This is a genomic window from Acidimicrobiia bacterium (assembly GCA_035651955.1).
In the GTDB taxonomy this organism is placed as follows: Bacteria; Actinomycetota; Acidimicrobiia; order IMCC26256; family JAMXLJ01; genus JAMXLJ01.
On record DASRES010000057.1, the window covers coordinates 1 to 6,789 of the forward strand.

5 protein-coding genes are annotated in these 6,789 nt (G+C 71.1%); 4 read left to right on the forward strand and 1 reads right to left on the reverse strand.

Annotated elements, in window-relative coordinates:
• Nucleotides 1-33: 33 nt before the first annotated feature.
• Entirely contained in the window at nt 34-1,827 is a 1,794-nt protein-coding gene (locus VFC33_12860) for a hypothetical protein (GenBank protein HZR14128.1), read from the reverse strand.
• 143 nt (nt 1,828-1,970) lie between these two features.
• On the opposite strand from VFC33_12860, the gene VFC33_12865 reads away from it, so the two are divergent.
• The 4 genes from VFC33_12865 to VFC33_12880 all read left to right on the forward strand — a co-directional run.
• Complete coding sequence (locus VFC33_12865; protein HZR14129.1) at nt 1,971-4,010, forward strand: Ig-like domain-containing protein; 2,040 nt, start codon at nt 1,971-1,973, stop codon at nt 4,008-4,010.
• Between the two features lie 62 nt (nt 4,011-4,072).
• The gene (locus tag VFC33_12870) at nt 4,073-4,204 is read left to right on the forward strand and encodes a hypothetical protein (protein HZR14130.1); all 132 of its coding nucleotides are present in this window, start codon (nt 4,073-4,075) and stop codon (nt 4,202-4,204) included.
• 55 nt (nt 4,205-4,259) lie between these two features.
• Entirely contained in the window at nt 4,260-6,035 is a 1,776-nt protein-coding gene (locus VFC33_12875) for an ABC transporter ATP-binding protein (protein ID HZR14131.1), read from the forward strand.
• The coding region (locus tag VFC33_12880; protein HZR14132.1) for an ABC transporter transmembrane domain-containing protein at nt 6,032-6,789 on the forward strand (758 nt) is incomplete at its 3' end. The genes VFC33_12875 and VFC33_12880, both read left to right, overlap by 4 nt.

Below are 6,789 nucleotides of genomic sequence, written 5' to 3' on the forward strand. Positions count from 1 at the left end.
ACGGCGCCATCCTATGAGCGGTGGCGTGGATCGCTAGCCGCGGCGGACGACGATCGCGCGGCTCGCGCCGCCGAGGTAGCCGGCGCCGGCCTGGTTCACGCTGATCGCGACGCGCACGACCGAGCGGCCGCGCGGCAGGACCGCCTTGAACTCCGCGCGCGAGCGGGTGCCCAGCCGCACGCGCTTGATCGTGACCCAGCGGCCCGCCGCGGTACGCCGCTGCAGCTGGACGACGCGACGCGAGAACCCGTGCGCCGCCGTGACGCGCGTCAGGAACGCGCCGCGACGCGTGTGGGCGAGCTTGACGGACGGATGCACGCCGATCCCCAGGGGTGCAGTCGTCCCTCCACCCCACCCGGCCTGGTACGCGGTTCCGATCGTCGGCTTCGCGAGGTAGGACCACGTCCCGTCTGCGCGCGTCAGCACCACGGCGATCGAGTGCGCCGACGACTGCCCGTACGGCAGTGCGTAGATCGTCACCGGCGCGTTGGCCTCGCGCGTCGGGACGGCGCCCGACAGCAGGATCGTGCGGCCGAAGACGAGGCTGCGCGCCCGCACCGCCAGCGTGACGCCCGCGGTCTGGAACGTCGCGTCGGGGCCGACCGCCGTCCCGGCATCGTTCTTCGCCACGAGCCGGAAGTGGTAGACGGTCGACGCGACGAGCCCCTGCAGCGCGGCACTCACGCTGCGCGCGCCGGCCTTCGATCCCGCGCTCTGCGTCGGCGTCTGCTTCCCGTACGACGTCGACGTCCCGTACTGGAACCACCAGGTCGTCGACCGCCCGCGCGGGTCGACCGAGCCGATGAGCGTCGCCGAGCTCGGCCCGATGCTCTGCGCAGCCCCGGTTTGCACGCCTGGCGGAAGCGACGTCGAGAAGGTCCGGTCGGCGCCGCGTGTCGTGCCGCCGCTGTTCGACGCGACGATGCGGAAGTGGTAGACGGTCGCCGCCTTGAGCCGCGTGATCGTCGCGGCTTCCTTCTGGGCGCTCGTCCCCGACCCGGCGCTTCGGCTGGGCGTCTTCGACCCGTACGCGGTCGTCGTTCCGTACTCGAACCACCACGTCGTCGTCAGCCCGTTTGCGCTGACCGTGCCGTTGAGCTTCGCGGTCGTCGGCGTGATCGAGCTCGCCGCGGACGTCGACGCCGTCGGCGCACCCGTCGTCGTGAACGCCGCGTCGCCGCCGCTCGACGTGCCGCCGTCCGAGCTCGCGACGAGCCGGAAGTGGTACGTCCGCCCGGGCTGCAGCCCGGAGACGGACGCCGACACCGCGACCGAGTTCGAGCCGGACCCGGCGTTCTTCGTCGACGTCCGGGAGCCGTAGCCCGTCGACGTCCCGTACTCGAAGTAGTAGCTCGTCGCGCGGCCGTTCGGGTCGACGGAGCCGTGCAGCGTCGCGGCGCTCGGCGTCACGCCCGTCGCGGTGCCGGTGACGACGCCGGGCGGCGCGGACGTCGTGAAGATGCCGTCCGCACCGCGGCCCGTCCCGGCGGTCGACGTCGCGACGACACGGTAGTGGTACGTCGTCCCCGGGTTGAGCCCGGTGAGCGAGCCCGAGACCGCCTTGTCGCTCGTCCCCGAGCCTGCGCTCTCGGCCGTGGACTTCGAGCCGTAGCTCGTCGACGTCCCGTACTCGACGTACCAGGTCGTCGACACGCCGCCGGGGTTGACCGTGCCGGCGACCGTCGCCGTGGTCGGCCCGACCGCGGTGACCGGCCCGGTGATCGCGGTCGGTGCGGCCTCGGTCGCCGCCCCGGCCGCGACGGCGGTCACGAGCGCCGCTGCGACCGCTGCGGCGACGATCCGAGTGCCTGCTCGAACGACCTCCACGTCACGCGGAACGATCCGCCCAATCCGTGGAGCTTCTGCGAGCGGTATGTAAAACGCGGGTAAAGAGGCACCGGCCGTTCCCCGCGCTCCGCCGCTATGAAGAGGAGTAGCGTCGGCCCGTCACTCGCGACCAAGGGGGAGCCGTGCTCACCATCGTCCGCGTCGTCGTCACGCTGATCGCGCTCGCGTTTCCGGCCGCTGCACTCGCAGGGACGTCCGCGCTCCAGCCGTTCCCGACCAACCTCGACACGACGTTCGATCCGACGCAGCTCACCGGGTTGCGCGTGAACCTGCCCGAGCCGGATTGCGCGACGCATCCGAGCGACTGCGCGGACGTCGCCGTCCTCGACCACCTCGACGGTTTCAACATCCAGCCGCGCATACGCATCCCGTTCTCCGGGCCGATCGACCCGAGCACGGTCTCGAGCTCGACCGTCTTCCTCGTCCCGCTGAGCGGCCATGCGCACGCGATCGGCATCAACCAGCCGGTGTGGGAGCCGTCGACGAACACGCTCTACGTCGAGAGCGACGACCAGCTCGCGCAGGACACGACGTACCTGCTCGTCGTCACGCGCGGCATCCACGACACGCACGGCAACCCGATCCACGCGTTCGGCTTCGGCCACACGTCGATCCCCGGCGAGCGGGCGTATGACAGGCTCCTCGTGGCGGCGCTGCCCTTTGCGCGGGCCGGCGGGGCGACTCCATCCGAGATCGCCGACCTGAGCCTGTTCACGACCCAGAGCGTCACCGCGATCTCGCAGACGATCCGCCACCAGCTCCTCTCGGCGCCTGCACCGGCGGTCGACTTCGACCTCGGCCCGGCCGGGTCGCGCACCGTGTTCCCGGACCTGCCCGGCCTCGCGGTCACCTGGAACCGCGAGCTCTCGACCACGGGACCGCTCTCCCCGGCGGCGCTGCCGGTCGCCGCCACGCAGATCTTCCCGGGGAAGATCGGGACGATCGCCTTCGGCTCCTACGCGTCGCCGGACTACGAGAACGCCGACGAGGTGATCCCGCCGGTCGGCACCCGCACCGGCGAGCCCGCGGTCCAGAGCGTGAACCATCTTCAGTTCACGCTGTTCGAGCCCGCCGGCCCGCCGCCGCACGGCGGCTGGCCCGTGGCGATCTTCGGGCACGGGTTCGGCGACTCGAAGAACGGCGCACCGTGGGTCGTCGCGTCGTCGCTGGCGAACGCGGGGATCGCGACGATCGCGATCAACGTCGTCGGCCACGGCTTCGGCCCGCTCGGGACGTACACCGTCTCCGAGCCCGGCGGCGCGCCGGTCACCTTCCCCGCCGGCGGACGCGGGATCGACCAGGACGGCAACGGGACGATCGACTCGACCGAGGGCGTGTCGGCGGTCGGCGCCGAGTCGCTCGTGTCGAACAGCGACGGGCTGCGACAGACGGTGATCGACCTGATGCAGCTCGTCCACGTGCTGCACGCCGGCGTCGACGTCGACGGTGACGGCTCGCCGGACCTGAGCACGTCGCGGATCTACTACACGGGGCAGTCGTTCGGCGGCATCTACGGCGTCGAGCTGCTCGGGCTCGAGCCGACGATCCGCGCCGGCGTCACGAACGTCGCAGGCGGACCGATCGTCGAGATCGCGCGCCTCTCGCCGTCGTTCCGCCCGCTGGTCGGGCTCGCCCTGATCTCGCGGACACCGTCGCTCTACAACGCCGTCCCGAATTCGACGCTGACCAACTTCGACGAGAACATGCCGCTCCGGAACCAGCCGATCGTCGTCGACACGGTGCCCGGCGCCGCCGCGATCCAGGACTACCTCGACAACTCCGAGTGGGCGCAGCAAGCCGGGAACCCGGAGGGCTACGCACCCTACATCTCGATGCCGATCATCTTCCAGTTCGCGCGCGGCGACCAGACGGTTCCGAACCCGACGGCGACGCGCGTGATCCGTGCGGGGAACCTCGCCGGACGGGCGACCCTGTTCCGCAACGACCTCGCGTTCGCCGCGAACCCGGCTGTCGCGAAGAACCCACACACGTTCCTGACCAACATCACCGGCGCGGGAGCGCCGTTCGCGTTCGCCGCCCAGGCCCAGATCGCGACGTTCTTCGCGACCGACGGCGCGGTGACGATCGACCCCGACGGGCCCGGCCCGTTCTTCGAGACCCCGACGTCGATGCTTCCGGAGGATCTGGGCTTCATTCCATAGGCCGACGCCGAATCATCACGTGGGCCGATGCCCGTGTCCGGGGAAGGTCGTAGGTTGGCGTCATGAAGCGTCGTCTCCTCTTCCTCCTCCTCGTGACCGGGCTGATCGTGCTCGCGCTGGGCGGGTGGACGATCAAGGGCCTGCGCCGGGCGGCGGGCGCCGGCCGCGGCGGTCCGCTTCCGCAGCCCGCCTGACCCTGCCGCTTCGAAAGAGGTAAGCAGGTTAACGATCGGCTGGTAGCTTGCTGAGGTGAACGGGCGCTTTCTCTCGGTCGATCCTCCCGATCTCGGCACCGTCGCGACCGCGAAGGGGCTCGCGCGGCTGTGGCGCGACCAGGGACGGCTCGTCGTCGTCGGGCTCGTCTGCGCGTTCGCCTACAGCGGGCTCTCGCTCGCGATCCCGATCGTCATCCGCCACGCGATCGATCGCTCGATCGCCCCGACGAACGGCCACCGCGCTGCGCTGTGGCCCTACCTCGTGGCGGTCGTCGGGCTCGCGACGCTGCGCTTCCTCCTCAACTTCACGCGCCGCTACGCGACGTCGCGAACCGGCATCCGCGTCGAGTGGCGGATGCGCGAGCTGCTCTACCAGTCCTACCTGCGCTACCCGCGCGCGTTCTACGACCGGCATGCCACCGGCCAGGTCGTGTCGCGCGCGACGAACGACCTCTACCCGATCCGCTACTTCATCGGCTGGGGCATGACGCAGGGGCTTCAGTCCCTGATGATGATCTTCGGGATTGCGGTCGTCCTGTTTCTCGTGAACGTCAAGCTCGCCGCGATCGCCCTCGTGGCGATGCCGCTCGTCGGGGTGCTCGCGTTCATGTTCGCGCGGCGGGTCATGCCGATCTCGCGGCACGTGCAGCAGCTCAAGGCCGACGTGACCGAGGCCGCCGACGAGGCGGTGGTCGGGATCGAGATGGTGCAGGCGTTCGGCCGCGAGGACGACGTCCAGGCACGCTTCACGACCAAGGCCGAGGCCGTGCGCGACGGCGTCCTCCGCCAGGCGCGCGTCGAGGCGGCGTTCCTGCCCGGTCTCCTCTTCCTGCCGACGCTCTCGATCGGCGCGGTCGTGCTGTTCGGCGGGCACGACGTGATCGGCGGGACGCTGACCTACGGCGAGTTCTTCCTCTTCTACCAGCTGTTGCTGCAGCTGGTCTGGCCGCTCGAGGCACTCGGCTGGATCCTGTCGCTCGCGCAGCGGGCGACGGCGTCCGCGTCGCGCAGCTTCGCGTGGCTCCGGGGCATCGAGACGATTCCCGAGCCCGAGCAGCCGCGCGCGCTGCCCGCGGGCGACGTCGGCGTCACGTTCGACGGCGTGCGCTTCTCGTACGGCACCGGCAGCGAGGTGTTGTCCGGCGTCGACCTCGACCTCGCGCCCGGCGAGATCGTCGCCGTCTGCGGCCCGACCGGTGCGGGAAAGTCGTCGCTGCTCAACCTCGTGCCGCGCTTCTACGACCCGACGGAAGGTCGTGTGCTCATCGGCGGCATCGACGTGCGCGACCTGCGGATCGCCGACCTCCACGCCGCGGTCGCGATCGTGACGCAGCGGCCGATCCTGTTCTCGATCCCGCTGCGCGACAACCTCACCGCCGCCCGCCCGGACGCGCCGTGGGACGAAGTCGTCGCGGCCTGCGAGGCGTCGGGCGTTGCGCACTTCGCGGCCGAGCTGCCCGACGGCTACGACACGCTGATCGGCGAGCGCGGCGTCAACCTTTCCGGCGGGCAGCGCCAGCGCGTCGCACTGGCGCGCGCACTGGTCGCCGACGCGCGCGTGGTCGTCCTCGACGATCCGATGTCGGCGGTCGACACGCAGACCGAGCGGCATCTGATCACGAACCTCCGCCCCGCGCTCACGGGCCGCACCGTGCTGGTCGCCGCGCAGCGCCTCAGCACCGTCCTGCTCGCCGACCGGGCCGTGGTGATCGACGACGGCGTCATCGTCGAGCAGGGGCCCCCGTACGAGCTGCTGGAGCGCAGCGGCGCGTTCTCGACGCTGTTCGGCGAGGAGGTGCTCGCCGCGTGAGCCCGCCTCACGCGCATCGCCGCGTCGGCCTGTCGCGCCTCACGCGCTACCTGCGCGGCCGCGGCGCGCGTGTCACGGCGCTCGGCATCATCGGCATTTGCCAGGCCGCCGCCCCCGTCACCGCGCTGCTCGTGGTCCAGGACGCGATCGACCACGGCATGCGGGCGCACGACCGCAGCCGGCTCGGCCGCGATGTCGTCATCTACCTGGTGATCAACGCGATCGCCTGGGTGCTGCAGACGACGCTCGTGCGCGGGCTCGCCCGCGTCGGGCAGGACGTCGTGCTCGGCCTGCGTCGCGACCTGTTCGAGCACCTGACGACGCTGTCGCTTCGCTACTTCAGCGGGCAGAAGGCGGGCTGGATCATCGCCCGGCTCACGTCGGACGTCGACGCGCTGTCCGACGTCCTCTCGCAGGGTCTGACGACGCTGGTCGTGAACACGCTCACGCTGCTCGCGGCGATCGTCGGCCTGTTCGTGCTCGACTGGAAGCTCGGGCTCGTCGCGCTCGTCATCCTGCCGCCGACGCTCGTCCTCACCCGGTGGTTCCAGGTGCGGTCGCATGCGGCGTTCCTGCGCGTCCGTGAGACGATCGCCGGGATGACCGCGCAGATCGCCGAGTCGGTGTCGGGGATGGCGGTGATCCAGGCGTTCAACCGGGAGCGGGCGTTCCTCGACGAGTTCGATCGCGCGAACTGGGCGAACCGCCAGACGAACACGCATGCGCAGTTCCTCAACTCGCTCTTCTTCCCGGG